This window comes from Cupriavidus sp. KB_39 (assembly GCF_052114485.1).
Classification (GTDB): Bacteria; Pseudomonadota; Gammaproteobacteria; order Burkholderiales; family Burkholderiaceae; genus Cupriavidus.
In genome coordinates this window covers 180,808-198,351 of sequence record NZ_JBFREV010000003.1, presented here as the reverse complement: position 1 = coordinate 198,351, position 17,544 = coordinate 180,808, and the positions used below count along the sequence as shown (strand labels likewise).

At 66.8% G+C, this 17,544-nt stretch carries 16 protein-coding genes; 6 read left to right on the top strand and 10 right to left on the bottom strand.

What is annotated here, in order from left to right; translation table 11 throughout:
- The first annotated feature begins 58 nt into the window (after window positions 1-58).
- Entirely contained in the window at window positions 59-1,243 is a 1,185-nt protein-coding gene (locus AB4Z27_RS03610; protein ID WP_092298654.1) for a ribonucleotide-diphosphate reductase subunit beta, read from the top strand.
- Between the two features lie 193 nt (window positions 1,244-1,436).
- Complete coding sequence (locus AB4Z27_RS03605) at window positions 1,437-2,411, top strand: quinone oxidoreductase family protein (protein ID WP_441643916.1); 975 nt, start codon at window positions 1,437-1,439, stop codon at window positions 2,409-2,411.
- A gap of 53 nt (window positions 2,412-2,464) precedes the next feature.
- On the opposite strand, the gene AB4Z27_RS03600 is transcribed toward AB4Z27_RS03605, so the two are convergent.
- Window positions 2,465-3,406 carry a recombination-associated protein RdgC gene (locus tag AB4Z27_RS03600; RefSeq protein ID WP_441592228.1) on the bottom strand — a complete coding sequence of 314 codons (942 nt, stop codon included), beginning with the start codon at window positions 3,404-3,406 and terminating at the stop codon, window positions 2,465-2,467.
- A gap of 220 nt (window positions 3,407-3,626) precedes the next feature.
- Complete coding sequence (locus AB4Z27_RS03595; RefSeq protein WP_092298659.1) at window positions 3,627-4,226, bottom strand: BPSL1445 family SYLF domain-containing lipoprotein; 600 nt, start codon at window positions 4,224-4,226, stop codon at window positions 3,627-3,629.
- A gap of 185 nt (window positions 4,227-4,411) precedes the next feature.
- Between AB4Z27_RS03595 and AB4Z27_RS03590 the strand changes: the two genes are divergently transcribed.
- A complete protein-coding gene (locus AB4Z27_RS03590; RefSeq protein WP_255370931.1) occupies window positions 4,412-4,849 on the top strand; it encodes a hypothetical protein in 438 nt (145 codons plus the stop codon).
- A gap of 38 nt (window positions 4,850-4,887) precedes the next feature.
- Here AB4Z27_RS03590 and AB4Z27_RS03585 read toward each other — a convergent pair whose 3' ends face one another.
- Both AB4Z27_RS03585 and AB4Z27_RS03580 read right to left on the bottom strand, forming a co-directional pair.
- Complete coding sequence (locus AB4Z27_RS03585; protein WP_441643915.1) at window positions 4,888-5,721, bottom strand: aldo/keto reductase; 834 nt, start codon at window positions 5,719-5,721, stop codon at window positions 4,888-4,890.
- Window positions 5,722-5,824: 103 nt separating this feature from the next.
- A complete protein-coding gene (locus AB4Z27_RS03580) occupies window positions 5,825-6,223 on the bottom strand; it encodes a tautomerase family protein (RefSeq protein ID WP_092298663.1) in 399 nt (132 codons plus the stop codon).
- Window positions 6,224-6,392: 169 nt separating this feature from the next.
- On the opposite strand from AB4Z27_RS03580, the gene AB4Z27_RS03575 reads away from it, so the two are divergent.
- The gene (locus AB4Z27_RS03575; protein ID WP_441643914.1) at window positions 6,393-7,283 is read left to right on the top strand and encodes a LysR family transcriptional regulator; all 891 of its coding nucleotides are present in this window, start codon (window positions 6,393-6,395) and stop codon (window positions 7,281-7,283) included.
- Between the two features lie 151 nt (window positions 7,284-7,434).
- Complete coding sequence (locus AB4Z27_RS03570; protein WP_441643913.1) at window positions 7,435-9,555, top strand: TonB-dependent receptor; 2,121 nt, start codon at window positions 7,435-7,437, stop codon at window positions 9,553-9,555.
- Window positions 9,556-9,649: 94 nt separating this feature from the next.
- Here AB4Z27_RS03570 and AB4Z27_RS03565 read toward each other — a convergent pair whose 3' ends face one another.
- Together AB4Z27_RS03565 and AB4Z27_RS03560 are read right to left on the bottom strand one after the other, a co-directional pair.
- Window positions 9,650-10,624: a Bug family tripartite tricarboxylate transporter substrate binding protein gene (locus AB4Z27_RS03565; RefSeq protein WP_441643912.1), complete on the bottom strand. Its 975-nt coding sequence runs from the start codon at window positions 10,622-10,624 to the stop codon at window positions 9,650-9,652.
- Window positions 10,625-10,822: 198 nt separating this feature from the next.
- The gene (locus tag AB4Z27_RS03560) at window positions 10,823-11,287 is read right to left on the bottom strand and encodes a DUF2147 domain-containing protein (RefSeq protein ID WP_092298671.1); all 465 of its coding nucleotides are present in this window, start codon (window positions 11,285-11,287) and stop codon (window positions 10,823-10,825) included.
- A gap of 1,562 nt (window positions 11,288-12,849) precedes the next feature.
- On the opposite strand from AB4Z27_RS03560, the gene AB4Z27_RS03555 reads away from it, so the two are divergent.
- Entirely contained in the window at window positions 12,850-13,488 is a 639-nt protein-coding gene (locus AB4Z27_RS03555; protein ID WP_092298675.1) for a histone H1-like DNA-binding protein, read from the top strand.
- Between the two features lie 225 nt (window positions 13,489-13,713).
- Here AB4Z27_RS03555 and AB4Z27_RS03550 read toward each other — a convergent pair whose 3' ends face one another.
- The 4 genes from AB4Z27_RS03550 to AB4Z27_RS03535 all read right to left on the bottom strand — a co-directional run bounded on the left by AB4Z27_RS03550 (window position 13,714) and on the right by AB4Z27_RS03535 (window position 17,540).
- A complete protein-coding gene (locus tag AB4Z27_RS03550; protein WP_369823518.1) occupies window positions 13,714-14,193 on the bottom strand; it encodes a hypothetical protein in 480 nt (159 codons plus the stop codon).
- Between the two features lie 97 nt (window positions 14,194-14,290).
- Window positions 14,291-15,238: a carbohydrate kinase family protein gene (locus AB4Z27_RS03545; RefSeq protein WP_092298678.1), complete on the bottom strand. Its 948-nt coding sequence runs from the start codon at window positions 15,236-15,238 to the stop codon at window positions 14,291-14,293.
- A gap of 111 nt (window positions 15,239-15,349) precedes the next feature.
- Window positions 15,350-15,850, bottom strand: a complete 501-nt coding sequence (gene tpx, locus AB4Z27_RS03540) for a thiol peroxidase (RefSeq protein WP_092298681.1) — start codon at window positions 15,848-15,850, stop codon at window positions 15,350-15,352.
- A gap of 76 nt (window positions 15,851-15,926) precedes the next feature.
- Window positions 15,927-17,540 (bottom strand): DUF3426 domain-containing protein, encoded by a 1,614-nt coding sequence (locus tag AB4Z27_RS03535; protein WP_441643911.1) that lies wholly within the window; start codon window positions 17,538-17,540, stop codon window positions 15,927-15,929.
- Window positions 17,541-17,544 lie beyond the last annotated feature (4 nt).

Sequence of the window (17,544 nt, the reverse complement as noted above, 5' to 3'; positions counted from 1 at the left end):
ATGACGCGGGCGCCAGTGCTGGCCACCGCCAGCCATCTACGAATAACGGAGAAATAACATGCTGAGCTGGGACGACGACGTTCAAGCCAAGCCGCAGGCTGCCCCGCAGCCCGCGCTGCAACCTGCCACCCTGGCCGCCGCTGACGAGCAGGGCGCACTGCCGCCGGCCGCCACGCAGCCGGGCATCCTGGGCAACAACCCGAACGCCGCCGCCGTGCAGAGCGAGCGCCGCGTGAACGCCGCCGACAAGCGCGTGATCAACGGCTCCACCGACGTGAACCAGCTCGTGCCGTTCAAGTACAAGTGGGCGTGGGAGAAGTACCTGGCCGGCTGCGCCAACCACTGGATGCCGCAGGAAATCAACATGTCGCGCGACATCGCCCTGTGGAAGGACCCCAATGGTCTGACCGAGGACGAGCGCCGCGTCATCAAGCGCAACCTGGGCTTCTTCGTCACGGCCGACTCGCTGGCCGCGAACAACATCGTGCTGGGCACCTACCGCCAGATCACGGCGCCGGAATGCCGCCAGTACCTGCTGCGCCAGGCCTTCGAGGAGGCCATCCACACGCACGCCTACCAGTACATCGTGGAGTCGCTGGGCCTGAACGAGGCCGAGATCTTCAACGCGTACCACGAGGTGAAGTCGATCCGCGACAAGGACGAGTTCCTGATCCCGTTCATCGACACGCTGACCGATCCGTCGTTCAAGACCGGCACGCCCGAGAACGACCAGAAGCTGCTCAAGAGCCTGATCGTGTTCGCCTGCATCATGGAAGGCCTGTTCTTCTACGTGGGCTTCACGCAGATCCTGGCGATGGGCCGCCAGAACAAGATGACCGGTGCCGCCGAGCAGTACCAGTACATCCTGCGCGACGAGTCGCTGCACTGCAATTTCGGCATYGACCTGATCAACCAGATCAAGCTCGAGAACCCGCACCTGTGGACGGCCGACTTCAAGGCCGAGATCGCGGAGCTGTTCAAGCAGGCCGTGGACCTGGAATACAAGTACGCCGAAGACACCATGCCGCGTGGCGTGCTGGGCCTGAACGCGCCGATGTTCAAGTCCTACCTGCGCTTCATCTGCAACCGCCGCTGCCAGCAGATCGGCCTGGAGCAGCTGTTCCCGAACGAGGAAAACCCGTTCCCGTGGATGAGCGAGATGATCGACCTGAAGAAGGAGCGCAACTTCTTCGAGACGCGCGTGATCGAGTACCAGACCGGCGGGGCGCTGTCCTGGGATTGAAGTGATGGTGCGCTGACATCCYGGCGAGACAAACAGGCAGGCGACGCGATTGAGCGTCGCCTGTTTTGTTTTGTGGCCACCCGCCGCATTTTTCAGAATCGGCTCACATACCCGGGCCGGAATGCTCCCTACCATCGTCGACAGAGAGGTTCGCTTTCCCTGTCCGATGGACGTTCCAACTAGGAGTTTTCCGATGCAAGCCGTGGTTCTGCACCACCTGGGCGATATTCCGCGCTTCGAGTCCTTCCCCGACCCCGACACCACGCACTGCGAGCGGCTGGTGGGGGTGAGCGCCGCCGCCATCCATGCGATCGACCGGCAGGCCGCCGCCGGGATGCACGCCAGCAGCCCGCTCACGCTGCCGGTGGTGTGCAGGGTGGATGGCGTCGGTCATACGGCCGGCGGCGAGCGCGTCTATTTCAGCGCCACGCGGCGGCCGTTCGGCGCGATGGCCGAGTTCGCGCCGGCGGACTGGGTCGTGCCGCTGCCGGACGGCTTGCCGGGCGAGTTCGCGGCGGCGCTGGTGCGGCCGGCGCTGATGGCGTGGCTGCCGCTGGCGCACCGCGCCGAACTGGAGCCCGGCGAGACGGTGATGGTGCTTGGCGCCACCACGGCGGCCGGGCGCATGGCGGTTCAGGCGGCGCGGCTGCTCGGCGCCAGGCGGGTCATCGCCGCCGGGCACCGCCAGGAGGCGCTGGCCACCCTGGAGGTGGATGCGATGATCGACCTGCGCCTGTCACGCAACGCGCTCGAACACACGTTCTCGGCCTATGCGGAGGAGGGGATCGACGTGATCCTGGACTACATCTGGGGGGAGCCGGTGGAGTTGCTGGCGGCCGCGCTGGCCCGCTCGGACCACGTCGTGCCGTCTCCCGACGACCGCGGCGTGCGGCTGGTCTCGGTGGCCGAGCGGCCCGGGGGCGACATCGTGCTGCCCGCCCAGTCGCTGCGCGAGTCGCGGCTCCGGCTGATGGGCTACGGGCCGTCCAGCTACCCGCCGCTGGACTATGTGCAGGCGTACGTGGAGGACATCCTCATGTACGCGCTGGATGGCGACCTGCGCCTCGACGTGGAGACCCTGCCGATGGCCGAGGTGGCCGAGGCATGGGAGCGGGCGGGGCGGCAGGACCGGCGCATCGTGCTCACGCTGGACGAGCGCGAGGCATGAGGGCCAGCGCCGCCGCCCGGGGCGGGCGGGGGCCTTCCGGTCCTTCCGGGCCGTCAGGCAGCCTTGCGGACCTCGGGCTGGCTGGCGGCGCTGCCGTCGGCCTTGCGCTCGCCGCCGAGCGCGTCGGTCAGGTCGCGCAGCAGGCCGGCCAGTTCGCCCGCCATCAGCGCGAAATCGGCGTCGAAGCGCTCGGCTTCGTCATGCAGCGTGCCGTCGGCCTGTTCCTTGATCACGTCCAGCGGCGCCACGCGCTTGACCGCCAGGTTCTCGGTCAGCACGAAGGACACGCGGTCGTTCCAGGTCATGGCCAGCCGCGTGCAGCGCTTGCCGGCGGCGATATGGCGGCGCAGGTCCTCGGGGTCGAGCGGATGGCGCACGTAACGCACCGTGGCCTTGGATTCGGCGCTCGATTGCAGCTCGATTTCCTGGTCGACGGTGAACCCGGCGGGCGCGGTGTCAGTGGACAGCCATTCGGTCATGGCCGCCACCGGCGACTGGTTCACGTGCAGGCCCGCCACCGGCAGCGGATCGATGGCTTTGAACAGCATGCCGCGCACTTCATCGGCCTTGGCCGTGGCGGCGGCGTCGATGGCCAGCCAGCCGTTCACGGGATCGATCCAGACGCGGGTGTCGCGGCGGATGCTGAAGGCGCGCGGCAGCAGTTCCTCGGTGATCTGTTCCTTCAGTTCCTTGATCTGCTTGCGGCCCGGCTTGAAGCCCTGCTGCTCTTCCAGCTCGGTGGCGCGCGCCTTGGTCACCTGATTGACCACGGTGGCCGGCAGCAGCTTCTTTTCGGTACGGAGCACCAGCAGCATCTGCTTGTTGACGCAGTGCACAAGCTGGCCGTTGTCGCGCGGAGATGCCCAGCCCTGGGTTTGCGGTTCCAGGCTGGTGCCGGGGAAGAAGGCGTGTTTCGCCAGGCTGGCCTCTACGTCTTCGGCGCTGAGGGTCCACGGGGCGGTGAAGCGATGAATCTGGAGATTCTTAAACCACATGAGTATTCGGCCACGAGAACGGAAAGGGTCGAATTCTATMTGGTTGAGCGGGCGGTGCCGAGAAATGGCGGGAAATGGGGCGGGAAATGGGGCGGGAAATGGGGCGGCAAGAAAAAGGCGCGCACGGCGCGGAGGTCACGCTCTCCGCGTCAGTGCGCGCCATGCCGCCGGGCCAAGCCGGCGGTGYCGGTGCGGATCGCAATGCGAATGCAAAGCGATCTCAAATATCGAGCTTCGAGATCTTGGTGCCTTCGAGGCTCAGGCCGGCCATCAGACCCGCGTTGGTCATGGCGAAGCCGACAATCGGATGCTGGGCCGTATTGGTGTCCAGCTGCCCGTTGGCGCCGATGGTGGCCAGTGCCACGGTGGCGTCGGCGCCGACCTGCCATCCATTGCTGCGCACGAACTTGTCGTACGAATCCTGCGTCAGGAACATCAGCACGAACGCCTTGGATTGCGCGCCGATCTGCCAGCCGATGGACCCCGAGATGGCGCGGTAGTAGCCGCGATTGGCGCCGCCGGAGCGCAGCACCCCATCGCCATACTCGCCGCCCACCACGAAGCCTGCCGACAGCAGTTTCGGGAAAACCAGGATGCCGCGTGCCTTGTTGCCAAGGTCCTGCGACCCCTTGACCGTGGAATACAGCCGATTCAGCGTGTCCGTGGCGCCGGCGTCAATCTCGCGCCGTTTGGCGGTCTTGTCGCCCGAATCGCCCGGGCCCGTGGTAGTACAGCCGGCGAGCGAAAGCGCGCCAAGGGACAGACCGGAAACCGTGACAAGACCGGCACCGCCAGCGGACAGGAAGGTTCGACGTTTCATTATTTCCTCCAGGAGGGTGGTGTGTTGCAACCGCCTCTAAAGCATAGGCGTCAAGCGCACATTGTTAAATGCGATTTTGTCTGACACTGGGCAGGAGAGACTCTGACACGCGGGCTGACATACTTTCTTGCAAATGCGCCAGCGCACTTTAGGAACCGCCCGCCCGTGCGGACGGTCTGTCGACCATGAAAAAGACATTCGCCCCCCTCTCTCCCTTGATTTCCTTCGGCGCGATCGTGCCCGTGGTGCTGCTGGCGGCGTGCGCGTCCCCGGCCTCCGTGGAGACCCCGAGCCAGAAGCAGGAAGTCGCCACGCTGAACTCAGGCTGGCAGGCCGAACGGGCCAAGTACATGGAATGCGTGCAGGACAAGGCCGACGACGGCGCGAAGGGCAAGGGCACCTCGAAGGATGTGGCCGCCGGCGCCCTCGACGCCTGCAAGGCGCAGCTCGGCGTGATGCACGACGCCTTCCAGTCCTATCTCTCGGCCCAGATGAGTTCGGCGCACGGCCAGACCAGCGCCCGGCAGGCGGCTGACCGCGTGACCACCGACACCCGCGAGAAGGCGCGCACCTACCTCACGCGCTACGTGGAGGTGGAGCGCTACAAGTCCGGCCAGCGCTGATCGCCGGGTCGGACGCTCCCATCCCCCTATATATATAGTCAGAGCATCGCCAGCGGCTCGGCCCGGCGTGGCGGCGGAAACAGCTTGTCGAGTTCGGCAAGCTGTTCTGSTSTCAGGGGGTGCTCCAGCGCGCCGAGGTTCTCGCGCAGGCGGTCGCGGCTGCCGGTCTTGGGAATGGCGATGATGTCGTCCGAGGCCAGCAGCCAGGCCAGCGCCGCCTGGGCCGGCGTCATGCCGTGCGCCTTGGCAAAGCGCTGGAGCCCTGCATGGCGCAGCAGCCGGGCCTGCTCGATCGGGGAATAGGCCATGACCGGCACGCCGCGTGCACGCTGCCATGGCAACAAATCGAATTCGATGCCGCGCCGGCTCAGGTTGTAGAGCAGCTGGTTCGCCGCCACCTCGTCGCCGCCCGGCACCTCCCACAGCTCTTCCATATCGGACAGGTCCAGGTTGCTGACGCCGAAATGTCGGATCTTGCCGGCCTCGCGCAGCGCCAGGAACGCCGCCATGGTCTCCTCGAGCGGCACGCCGCCGCGCCAGTGCAGCAGGTAGAGGTCGAGCCGGTCGGTACCCAGCCGGCGCAGGCTGCGCTCGCACGCGGCCACCACGCCCTCGTGGCTGGCGTTGTGCGGGTAGACCTTGCTGACGAGGAACACCTCGTCGCGCCGGCCCGCGATGGCCTCGCCGATCAGCGATTCGGACAACCCCTCGCCATACATTTCAGCGGTGTCGATCAGCCGCAGCCCGAGGTCCAGCCCGAGCCGCAGCGTGGCGATTTCCTCGGCCCGCGTGTTGCGGTGATCGCCGATATTCCAGGTACCCATGCCCAGCGCSGGCACGCGCTCGCCGCCGGGCAGCGTGACGGTCTTCATCGATTGGCTCCGGTGTCATGAGGCGGCGTGCCGGCCACGCCGCGCTCCATCACACTAGTTAACATTGCCGGCCGGCACAAGGTGGCCGGCGCGGCGGAGCCACTCAACCGTGCTGGTGCCGGTATTCCTGGCTCAGTCCGCCATAGCCGTAGGCGGCCGCGCGGGCGTCGATGACGTGGATATACGACACCTTGTTCACATCGCCAATCACCTCGGAGAGCGCGGCGAACGTCTCCTTCAGGTACAGCGCCTTCTCGGCCTTGGTGTTGGTTTCGTCGGTCACGCTGATGTCGAGCTGGAAGGCGTTGCGGCCGTCGCTGCGGTCGGACAGCGCCTTGCCGCCGATGATCCATTGCTCGCGCGGCAGGTAGCCCACCGTGACGGCGATGACGTTCTCTTCCTTGCGCAGGATGCGCTGGGTCAGCTCGGCCACGGTGGCTGCGGCGCGGCGGGTCAGTTCGGCGTCGGGCTGGCCGGAGATCTGGAGGTTGATGTGGGGCATGGCTGGCTCCTTGTTCTGGATGGTGCGAACCGGAAATCGGTGTCGTGGAAACTATCGTAGTGGTCGCCGTTACATCGGAAAAGCAGGAATWTGCGATACCATCCATCGGTAACACCGAATCATAAAAATGCGAGATAGTGGGGTGTGACCAGGGACGGGAGCAGGCGCCATGCGGGGATTCGAGACCGATCAGTTGAAGACTTTCGTGACGGTGGCCGACAGCGGCAGCCTGTCTGCGGCGGCGCCGCGCCTGTTCCTGTCGCAGTCGTCGGTCAGCGAGCAGTTGCGCAAGCTGGAGGAGCGCGCGGGCGTGCCGCTGCTCACGCGCGGCAAGAAGGGCGCGGCGGTCACGCCGGCCGGTGCGCGGCTGCTGGAATACGCGCGCCGCATCCTCTCGCTGAACGACATGGCGATGCAGGAACTGCGCGGCCGCACGCTCGACGGCGAACTGCGGCTTGCCGTGACCGATTACTTCCGGCCGGGCGAGATTGCCGGCATGCTGCGCCGTCTGCGAGACCGCTATCCGTATCTGAAACTGCACGTCACGGTGATGAAGAGCGCCGCGATCGAGGCCGCCGCTGACTTGGACACCTTCGACATCGGCCTCAGCATGCGGCTGATCCGCGCAACGCGCGCCGAACGGTCAGAGCGCGGCGATCGTGCCGGCACGCTGTTGCGGCGCGAAGGGCTGGCCTGGGTGGCCGCGCCGGAGATCGCCGAATCGCCGCAGCCCACGCTGCCACTGGTGCTACTGCCCGACACCTGCTCGATGCACCAGTTCGTGGTGCAACTGCTCATGCGCCGCAAGCGCGCGTTCGACATCGCCCACTCGGCGTCCGGCGTGGCAGGGCTGCACCTGGCGCTGGCGGCGGGGCTTGGCGTGTCCTGCCTCAATGCGTCGGCCATCGGGCCGGGCGTGACGCCGCTCGATACCGCCGCCGTCTCGCGCTGGCGCCTGCCGGCACTGCCCGATGCCGAGTTCTACCTGCTGCCCGCCCGGCGCGGCGAGAGCGAATTCATCGGCGAAGCGCGCCTCGCGCTGAGCGAGCAGYTCGGCTGACGGCTGTTATCGTTCGACGTAAATGCGCCGCAAGCGGCGCAAATATGTCTGACTTTGCATATTCTTCGCGTGATGCGTTGACCTCGCGTCCCCCAGTAAATGATAATGCGTCGCATTTTCGTAAAAATATTACAACGCATTACAGGGAAATATGAGTCAAAAGCCACATGCGGTGCGGACTGCCGTCCTCGCACTGTTCGCTGCCCACGCCTTGCCTGCCGGCATCGCCCACGCACAGTCGGAAACCCCCGCGCCCGCGCCGCAGGAGCTGCCTGCGGTCACCGTCAAGGCGGACGTCAGCYGGGAGCTTGGCGCCGGCTACAACCCGCCCAACGCGGTCAGCGCCACGCGTACCGAGGCGCCGCTGCGCGACATTCCGCAGACCGTCAACGTGGTCACCAGCGAGGTCATGCAGGACCAGCATGCCAACTCGATGCAGGACGTTCTCAAGAACGTGCCGGGTGTGAGCTTTTCCACCGGCGACGGCCAGCGTGACCAAGTGTCGATCCGTGGCTTCTCGGCCATCGCCGACCAGTTCGTGGACGGCATCCGTGACGACGCGCTGTACTTCCGCGACCTCTCCAACGTCGACCGCGTGGAAGTCATCAAGGGCCCGGCCGCCGTGCTGTATGGCCGGGGCTCGTCCGGCGGCCTGATCAACCGCGTGACCAAGAAGCCGGGCATCGACGTGGCCGACTTCAGCTTCAGCTACGGCTCGTGGGCCGACAAGCGGGCCGAAGTCGACGTCGGCAAGGTGTTCGGCAACGGCGCCGCGGCGTTCCGCCTGACCGGCGCGCTGGAGGATGCCGACAGCTACCGCTCGCAGCAATTCCTGCGCCGCTCGGCGATCGCGCCGTCGCTGGARYTGCGCCTCGCGCCCCAGACCACGGTGTTGCTGCAGGCCGATTACCTCGAGGACAAGCGCGTTACCGACTTCGGCATYCCGGCGTACCGGGGCCGTCCGGTGAACGTGCGGCCCTCCACCTACTACGGCGCGGCCAACGCGCGCGATGTGGATACCTCGGAGTCGCGCGTGTACTCGGGCACGGCCACGATCAACCATCGCTTCAATGAGAACTGGTCGATCCGCAACGCCACGCGCTACTACCATTACTCGCTCGACCGTAACAACACGCTGTCCGGCACGGTCAACGAGGTGGCCCAGACCGTGTCGTTCAATCGTTCCAATGTGTATCGCGAAGAACACGGCTGGTTCAACCAGACCGACCTGACGCAGAAGGCCACGCTCTTCGGGATGCAGCACGAACTGCTCTACGGGGTGGAAGTCGGCCAGCAGAACAAGGACCTGGTCAACTACTCGCGCAACAACGTGGCCACGGTGAACCTGTTCAACCCGGTGCTGCCCGTGCTGCCGCTGCTGGTGGGCGGCACGCCATCGGCCAACAACCTCGGCATCTTCAAGACGCTCGGCCTGTACACGCAGGACATGATGACGCTGACCGAGCACTGGAAGGCGCTGGTGGGCGTGCGCTACGACCGCTTCGAGCAGGAGACCATCGAGCGCCGGCCGGGCCAGCCCAACCTGGCGCGCACCGACAACAACTGGAGCCCGCGCGCGGGGCTGGTGTGGCAGCCGTCGAAGGTGCAGTCCTACTACCTGTCGTGGAGCAAGTCGTTCCAGCCGTCGGGCGAGAACTTCTCGTTGGCCGCCAACAACGCCGAACTGGCACCGGAGACCACCAACAATACCGAGTTGGGCGCCAAGTACGACTTCCTGGACGGCAAGGCCAGCACCACGGTGTCGGTGTTCCGGCTCGAGCGCAGCAATATCAAGGTGGCGAATGCCACCGGCACGGCCCTGATGCCGATTGGCGAGCAGCGCACCGACGGCGTGGAGCTGAGCGGCGCCGCCGAGCTGGGGCAGGGCTGGAAGGTGCTGGCCGGCTATGCCTACCTGGATGCCACGGTGACGAAGTCGACCGCCGCGCTGGAAGGCAAGCGCGCCACGCTGACGCCGCGCCACTCGGGCAACCTATGGCTGACCAAGTCGCTCGGACATGGCTTTGGCGTGGGTGGCGGCCTGAACCTCGTCGGCGCGCGCATGGCCGATCCGGCCAACACGGTCACGCTGCCCGGCTATGTCACGGCCGACATGATGGCCTGGTACCGCCGGGGCCCGTTCGAGGCCCAGCTCAATGTCTACAACCTCTTCAACCAGGGCTACATCGTCTCCGCGCACGGTTCGAGTCCGAACCTGAACATGCCCGGCGCGCCGCGTAGCGTGGTGGCCACGCTGCGGTACCGGATGTAAGCGGTGCCGGCCTCGCTGGCATAGCAGAAAAACGAAAACGGCCCGTCGATGCGGGCCGTTATCTCGTCACAGCGTCGTCACAGCGTTGTAATCGTTACTCGGCGGTCATGTGCGCGTTCTTCGCCAGGCGACCGAGCCGCTCGCGCTCGGCATGGATGAACGCGRCGAAGCTCTCCACCGAGCCGCCCGCCGGCTCGATGCCGTTTGGCAGCAGCCGCTCGCGGATCTCCGGCGTCTGCATGCCGGCGGTCAGCTCCGCATTCAGCCGCTTGATGATCGCCGGATCCGTGCCCTTCGGCGCGAAGATGCCGGCCCAATGGCCGATCCGCACCTCGGGCAGGCCCTGCTCGGCCGTGGTGGGGATGTTGGGCGCGGCAGCCATGCGCTTGTCCCAGGTTGCGCCCAGCGCCTTGAGCTTGCCGGCCTTGATCTGTGGCAATACCACCACGCTGGCCTCCGAAGTCGCCGCCACCTGGCCGCCGATCACCGCCGTGATGCTCTCCGAGCCGCTCTTGTACGGCACCACGGTCAGCTGCGCGCCCTTCTCCTTGAGCATCTCCTCGACGAAGTGGGGCGTGCTGCCGCTGCCGGCGGTGGCGAACGGCGCGCCACCCTGCTTCTTCGAGTACTCGATCAGATCCTTGAGGTTGTTCACCGGCAGCGACGGCGACGCGACGATGACCGACGGGCTGACCGCGATCAGCCCAACCGGCACGAGGTCATCGGGCGCATACGGCATCTTCGTGCGAATCAGGCTGTTGGTGACCGTGCCCACGGCGCCCACCAGGAAGGTGTAGCCGTCCGGCTTGCTCTTGGCGACGTAGTCCGCGCCGACCACGCCGCCGGCGCCCGGCCGGTTCTCGATCACCACGGGCTGGCCGATCCGCTTGCTCACCGCTTCGGCCCCCGCGCGAGCGACGAGGTCGTTGGCGCCGCCTGCCGTGAACGGCACGACGAACTTGATCACGTGGTTGGGCCAGGCGTCGGCGGCATGGGCCGSGGCGGTGCCGCACAGCGCGGCGGTGGCGAGGGCGAGGGCCATCGCCCCGCCATGGATGGGGATACGCATGCTTGTCTCCGGTATCTGTTGTGGTGTGTACCAACGTCGATGGTACCGAATGCGGCTGTCAATTGCCTGACGGCGGATCAGCGCAGCGGGGAGGGCGGCCGGCGCCCGGGGCGGGCGGCGGCGCTATTCATGCTGTGCACAGTGTGACGGCAAGGAGGGAGAGGAGGGCGAGGACGGCGTGCGGGAACCGATGACCGGTCAATGATCGCGTTCCCAGGTCTGGGTGCGGCCGATCAGGCTGATGCCGATGAAGCCGCGCACGTTGAGCTTCTTGCCGTCGTCCGCCAGCGCCATCTTGCACTTGTAAAGCTTGCCGGTCTCGGGGTCGAGGATCTCGCCGCCGGTGTACTCGTTGTCGCCCGTCTTGCGCAGGCCCGTCAGCAGCGTCATGCCGATGACCGGCTGGTCCTTGCGGGCGTCGGTGCACTTGTCGCAGACCTTGGGTTTGCTCTCGGCGGTCTCCACCAGGCTCTTCACGAGGCGCCCGCTGTAGACGCCGTCCTTCTCGGTGATCTCGATCACGCCGCGCGGCTTGCCGGTGGCGTCGTCGATGGTCTTCCACGTGCCGGCCGGCGTGGCCTGCGCGAGCGCCACGGCGCTGGCGGCGAAGGCGGCCGCGAACACGGTGGCGCGCAGCAGCGTGCGTGGGAGGGAAATGCGCATGAGGGTCTCCTGGTTCAGTGTGTCGGGATGGTGCGAAGGTGTCGCGACGCCAATCTACTGGCGCGCGCGCCGCACCGCAATCACCACTGCGCGTTTGCGTACGCACCAGCGGTGCGCCGCCGTCCCCCGCAATCGACCGCCGTACGGGGGTTTGCGGGATTATGCCGTGCAGCATGCGACGCCGCGCGGCGGGGCCGAAGCATTCCTCTAAGGGGAACTCCGGGGTCGTCCGGGCGCCTGCGGACGCTCGGCCGGTACCTCATCGACACCCCATCGGCACGCTGTGTTCTCTGACCACGCAGCGCTGTGTCGCACGCACGCGGTGCGACGCTGCATCGGGTGTGTCGCGGGTGGTGTCGCGCGCTGTCGAAGCGATGCCGGCGCGTGTCGATGACGTGTCGAAGCGTGTCCAAACATCGTCATCGCATCGAGCACGGTGACAAACCGTTGCGTTGACGCATCACTCTTTCGTCGTACTCGCGCAACTGTCGGATCGACGCACGGCGGTGTCGGCGCATGTCCGACGCGATGACATCGAACCCTCGCGCATCGATGCGCGTGAAGCGTGCCGAGCGAGTGCCGGAGCGTCGCCGTGCGAGGCCATCGCGGCGTGCGCGTGCGCGGCCAGCATGCCGTGGCGAGGCACCGTGCGCATTACATGCCATCGCCGTGAAAGCCAACATCCATGCGGCTTTCCGGTGGATCGCGCGGCGCGCCGCCGTGCGTGTTGACGGCGCGTTCGGCAGCCTTCGACAGTGTGCGATCGAGGGCGGCGAGGTGTCACGCGAGGCTGTGCGACGCAGTGCGCGACGCCATCGAATCGACGCGCATCGACCTCGCGGAGGAACTTCGGAAGGCGTGTGGAAGTCGAGATGAACAAGCGTGTCGATGATGCTGTCATCGCGATGCGTGAGCGAAGTAGATCGACTCGCTCGCGCACGCAAGTTTTTTTGCACTTTTTTCTTAACATCATCGAACAAACGAATTATGATTCGCCTTGACAAGAGTCTCAGTTCATTGCATCGACGTATCGCAGCGACAAGCAACAAGCAGAAGCAACGATGATGGCGATGACTCGATGCAGTGAATGCGGGTAGCCGAGGAGCACCAGAACTTTGACGCAGACCAAGCCGAACCGGCTTCTCAAAACGCGTGCAGTCTCCTGTAGCCCAGTGACGGGATGGGCGAGCTACCCCCGAATGATTGCCGTCTGCCGTGCGCGAGGCCATGCCCGCACCGCAGGCMTGCTGACCGATATCTCCTCTTTCCTGGTCGTGCGCCGACGTAACGGGCGGCGCGGGCCAATCGAATATTCCAGGGCGCGGCATGCCCCGGACACCCGCCTGCAGGCTGGCTTTGCCGCCCGCGGGGGTCCGTTGCGCTGCCGCTTGAACGCCGCGTGTCGCGGCATCCCTGTCACCGAATTCATTAGCGTGCGACCGAAGCTGTGCCGTGCGCCGATGAATCGCTCGCTCGACTGGAGTCACGCGGTATCGCGCTTCGGGTCGGTCGGGTCGCCATCCTAGGTCATTCGATATTTCACGCTAGTGAAGGAGTTATCCATGGCAACTGCTGCAAAGAAAAAGCCGGCGGCTAAGAAAGCCGCCAAGCCGGCCGCCAAGAAGGCCGTCGTGAAGAAGGTCGCCGCCAAGAAGGCTGCTCCGGCCGCCAAGAAGGCTGCTGCCAAGAAGGTTGCAACGAAGAAGGTTGCTGCCAAGAAGGTAGCCGCCAAGAAGGCACCGGCAAAGAAGGCCGCTGTGAAGAAGGTAGCCGCCAAGAAGGTTGCAACGAAGAAGGTTGCAGCCAAGAAGGTAGTCGCCAAGAAGGCAGCCCCGGCCAAGAAGGCCGCGGTCAAGAAGGTAGCCGCCAAGAAGGCCCCGGCCAAGAAGGCCGTTGCCGCCAAGAAGCCGGCCGCCAAGAAGGCTGTAGCCAAGAAGGCCGCTCCGGCCAAGAAGGCTGCACCGGCCAAGAAGGCTGCTGCTGCGAAGAAGCCGGCTGCTGCGAAGAAGCCTGCTGCTGCCAAGAAGCCTGCTGCTGCGAAGAAGCCGGCTGCCAAGAAGGCTGCTGCGAAGAAGCCGGCTGCCAAGAAGGCGCCTGCTGCCAAGCCTGCCGCGGCTCCTGCCGTTGCACCCGCTGCTGCTGCAAAGACCGCGCTGAACCCGGCTGCGGCCTGGCCGTTCCCGACGGGTACCCGTCCGTAATCGCTTCGCCTCGTGCGAACGATCACAACTGGGAAGCGCCAGGGCACGCATCGCGTGCCGCACTGACCGGATACCTCGTATCCGGTCCGCAAGACAGCTGTCTTGCCGACCCGCCGATGGCATTCGCCCGGCGGGTTTTTTATCGCCCAAAGAAAAACGCCGCGGCCCGGAGGCGCGCGGCGTTGGGGTCGGGCACGGTGTGCCCGGTCCGGGTGCGTGGTGCGATCAGTGGGTCACGCGCGTCACGCCGCCCGAGGACAGCAGGCGCACGCGCTCGCCGGGTCGGAACGCCTCGTCGGCTTCCTGGGTGATGGCGCGCATCTCGCCGTTGTCGAGCTTCACCGTGATCTCCAGGCCGCGACGCTGCTGGATCTTGTTCTCCGCCGCGCTGCCGGCCAGGCCGCCGATCACTGCGCCCAGCAGGCCCGCCGCAATCGCGCCGTTGCCGCCGCCGATGGTGCTGCCCGCCGCGATGCCGCCGATGGCGCCACCGGCCAGCGTGCCCGCGCCGGTCTGCCCGCCCTGGATCAGCACCTCGCGTACGCCCTCCACCACGCCGTAGCGCACGGTCTGCTCACGCTGGGCCTGGCCCGAGGTGTAGACGCTGTTGGAGTTCGACCAGCTGGCGCAGCCCGAGACCAGGCTTGCCGCCACCAGGACGGCCACGCCGCCGGTGCGGACGATGTTCGGCACGATGTTTCTCATGATTGACTTCCTTCCCGTAAAGACCCGCGCTCCGCGATGTCGGCGGATGCCGGCCGGGCGCCGCCGCCTTGTGGGCACGGCGCCGGCAGCGTCCGGCTTACGCGTAGCGGTAACCGAATGCGGACTGGAACCGGTTGCCGATGTCCTCGCGCGAGAGCCAGTGGTTCTGCGGCCCCTGGCGGGCGATCTTGAGCGCGCCCATGAGCGAGGCGAGGCGGCCGGTGGTTTCCCAGTCCAACCCGTTTTCGATGCCGTAGAGCAGGCCGCCGCGGAAGGCGTCGCCGCAACCGGTGGGGTCGACGACCTGTTCGGCGGGCACGGCCGGAATGGCGTACTGCTGGCCATCGGCAAAGATGCTGGCGCCGCGCTCGCCGTGCGTCACGATGAACGCGCGAACCTTGGCGGCAACCTCGGCGCTGGTCCAGGCCGTGCGGGACAGCAGGACCTGCGCTTCGTAGTCATTGACCGTCACGTAGCTGGCGAGTTCAATGAACTGGCGCAGGTCTTCGCCGTTGAACAGGGGCATGGCCTGACCCAGATCAAAGATGAACGGAATGCCGGCTTCGGCGAACTGCTGCGCGTGGTGCAGCATGCCCTCGCGGCTGTCCGGCGCCACGATGCCAAGGGCGGGCTGGCGGCCGGCCGTCAGCGCATCCTGCACGCTGTTCAGCTGCGACTGGCTCATCGCGCCCGGGTGGAAGGCGGTGATCTGGTTGTTGTCGAGATCGGTCGTGATCATCGCCTGCGCGGTGAAGGTGCCCGGCAGCGTGCGGATGTGATCCGTGACGATGTCGAGTTTGCGCAGGTAGTCCAGGTACGGGCCGGCGTCCTCGCCCACGGTGCCCATCACCACTGGCTCGCCGCCGAGCATCTTGAGCGTGTAGGCGATGTTGCCGGCGCAGCCGCCAAACTCTCGCCGCATGCCCGGCACCAGGAACGACACGTTCAGCATGTGGATCTGGTCGGGCAGGATGTGTTCGCGGAAGCGCCCGTCGAACGTCATGATGGTGTCGTAGGCAACGGAGCCACAGATCAAGCTGGCCATTCTTCCTCGCAATCGAATACGGATGATACGGTTGAAAAAGACGCCGCCCGTGCGGAGACGGGCGGCGTTCGTACTTGTCAGATACCGGTGATGCCGAAGGCCTCCGGCAGCTTACTTCAACGCGGCCAGGGCGGCGTCGTAGTTCGGTTCTTGCTTGATCTCGGGCACGAGTTCGCTGTACTTCACAGCGTTGTTTTCGTCGAGCACGACCACGGCGCGTGCGGCCACGCCGGCCAGCGGGCCGGTCTTGATGTCCACGCCATAGGCGTTCTTGAACTCGGCGCCACGCATGGTCGAGAGCGGCACCACGTTGGCCAGGCCTTCGGCCGTGCAGAAGCGGCCCATGGCGAACGGCAGGTCGGCCGAGATGGTCAGCACCACGGTGTTGTCCAGCGTGCTGGCAGCTTCATTGAACTTGCGGGCGGATGCCTGGCACACCGGCGTATCCAGGCTCGGCACGATGTTCAGCACCTTGCGCTTGCCGGCGAAGTCGGCCAGCTTCACATCCTTCAGGTCCTTGCCCACGAGGGAAAAGTCGGGGGCCTTGTCGCCTGCCTGGGGAAACTTGCCGCCAACTTCGATGGCGTTGCCGCCGAGGGTCACATTGCTCATGGTCACTCCTGTACTGGGATGGGATGTTCGTCCGCGCTGCCCGGTGCGAACCGGCGGCGCGGCGGGGCGCTGGATATCAGGGGTAGAAGATCAGCACGCGGTAGTTGGCCGCCGTCTGGTCTGTCCGGAATCGTACCCGAACCGGCAGCTCGCTGCCCGCGCGCAGGCCCAGCGTTGCGAAGGCACGCTGCGCGGGCTCGAGGTATTCGGTCGGTTGSAGCACGCGGCGCAGCAGCAACTGGTCTTGCAGGTCGGTCATCACCAGTTCGATCGCGGGCAGCGCGGTAGTGGCGCGGCCCTGGTTACGCATGGTGACGGCGAGCTGGTAAACATCGGTYGCCTCGTCCTGTTTCTGAAGCTGGGAGCTGTCGATGCGCAGCGCTTCGAGGTCGCGCCAGGGCGGCACCTCGCAGCCAAGTGGCGCACAGGCGGCCTCGAGCAGCGGACGCAGCACCGGCACGCGGCCGGCCAGCTGGCTGCGGCCGAGGTAGGCGCCCTGCAGCAGCGCGCCGATGGCCAGCAGCACCACGGCGATGCGCACCCAGACGCGCTTGCTGACAGGCACGACCACCTTGGCGCGTGCCGGGCGCGCGCGTTCGCGGTCACGCGCGTGGCGCAGGAAATCGGGGGCGAAGACCGGGCCCGGCGATACCTCGCGGCGGATCCAGTGGCGCGTGGTGGATTCGCGTGCGATGGCATCGGGCGTGCCCTCGCGCGACGTATCGAGCGCATTGGCGCTGGCCGACGCGACATCGTCCTYCCCTTCACGCGCGAATTCCTCGGCCGGCGCCACGGTGGGATCGGCGGCACGCAGGTATTCGCTCGCGCTGCGTACCGGCTCGGTATGCGGGAAGGGGTTGGTCGGCGGCAGCGRCTCGGCCGCCTCCGGCGTGGGGCTGGGGGATGGACTCGAGGACGGCACCGGCGGCCACGCGGCCCTGGCGCTGTACGCGCCGGACGGCGGCGGGCTGGCCGACGCCGGGGCGAATGCCGCAGCGGGGTCGAGTGACGAGTGCGCCGGCACGGCCGGGGCGGGTGCCGCCGGGGCAGGGGGAGGTTCGCCAAAGGCCGAATGATCGAGGGTCGGCCAGGGTGCCGACGGCGCGACAGGCGCGGGCGCTGCGGCTTCCTCTATGGGCTCGGGCTCGGGTTCGGGTTCCGGCTCGGGCGCAACTTCCGCCACGGRCGCCGGTTCCGGTTCTGGCACAACCACCGGTTCCGGCTCGACTTCGTTCTCATGTTCCGGCGCCAGACCCAGTTCCACYTCCGGCTGCGGCGCCGGTGGCGCCTCGGGTGCTGGCTCTTGCCGTACCGGCGGCTGCTCGGCCTCCGGCATCATCATGGTCGGCGAATCGAGCGCCGGCACGTCATAGCCGGGATCGAAGCCCGGATCGAACGGCGTTTCCTGCGCATGGGCACGCGCGTTGGCCTGGGCCTGCTCGGCATGGGCCAGCGCAGCGGCCACGCTCGGGCCGGCAGTCGTTGACACCGTCGTCGGCACCGGCGCAGGCGTCGGCGCGGCAGCCGAGGCGGCCGGTACCGGCACTTCAATCAGGTGTTCGCGCGCGTCGAAGACGGTATCGCACTGTCCGCAACGGACCAGGCCCTGGCGCAGGCGCAACTGGTCCGCCACAAGCCGGAACGCGGTGCGGCAGGCCGGACAACGCGTGACAAGCTTGGCGGCAGCCATGGTG

Coding starts and splice junctions, on each gene's coding strand:
- AB4Z27_RS03560 (WP_092298671.1), bottom strand. CDS start 11,287: ATGCGCATTTCCCTCCCACGCACGCTGCTGCGCGCCACCGTGTTCGCG.
- AB4Z27_RS03580 (WP_092298663.1), bottom strand. CDS start 6,223: ATGCCCCACATCAACCTCCAGATCTCCGGCCAGCCCGACGCCGAACTG.
- AB4Z27_RS03600 (WP_441592228.1), bottom strand. CDS start 3,406: ATGTGGTTTAAGAATCTCCAGATTCATCGCTTCACCGCCCCGTGGACC.
- AB4Z27_RS03590 (WP_255370931.1), top strand. CDS start 4,412: ATGAAAAAGACATTCGCCCCCCTCTCTCCCTTGATTTCCTTCGGCGCG.
- AB4Z27_RS03555 (WP_092298675.1), top strand. CDS start 12,850: ATGGCAACTGCTGCAAAGAAAAAGCCGGCGGCTAAGAAAGCCGCCAAG.
- AB4Z27_RS03605 (WP_441643916.1), top strand. CDS start 1,437: ATGCAAGCCGTGGTTCTGCACCACCTGGGCGATATTCCGCGCTTCGAG.
- AB4Z27_RS03550 (WP_369823518.1), bottom strand. CDS start 14,193: ATGAGAAACATCGTGCCGAACATCGTCCGCACCGGCGGCGTGGCCGTC.
- AB4Z27_RS03595 (WP_092298659.1), bottom strand. CDS start 4,226: ATGAAACGTCGAACCTTCCTGTCCGCTGGCGGTGCCGGTCTTGTCACG.
- AB4Z27_RS03545 (WP_092298678.1), bottom strand. CDS start 15,238: ATGGCCAGCTTGATCTGTGGCTCCGTTGCCTACGACACCATCATGACG.
- tpx (WP_092298681.1), bottom strand. CDS start 15,850: ATGAGCAATGTGACCCTCGGCGGCAACGCCATCGAAGTTGGCGGCAAG.